The 249-nt window shown below is 70.3% G+C and carries 1 protein-coding gene; it reads left to right on the forward strand.

All coding sequences use genetic code 11. The features are described from left to right. Positions 1-249: MFS transporter (locus RVY79_RS20965; protein WP_317466539.1), on the forward strand; the 249-nt coding region annotated here is incomplete at both ends.

Raw genomic sequence — 249 nt, forward strand, 5'->3', positions numbered from 1 at the left:
CTCGTCCAACCGATCATCGGCCATCTGAGCGACCGCACCCGGGGGCCGCTCGGCCGGCGGCGGCCCTATATCCTGGCGGGGGCATTGTGCACGGCGCTCGCCCTGTTCTTGATGCCCAATGCTGCCAGCCTCTGGGTCGCCAGCCTGATGCTGTGGGTGCTCACCGCCTCGATCAACATCGCGATGGAGCCGTTCCGGGCGCTGGTGGCGGATCGGGTGCCCGAGAGCCAGCGCACCGCCGGCTTCGCG

It is taken from the genome of Chromohalobacter sp. HP20-39, assembly GCF_033052815.1.
GTDB lineage: Bacteria > Pseudomonadota > Gammaproteobacteria > Pseudomonadales > Halomonadaceae > Chromohalobacter.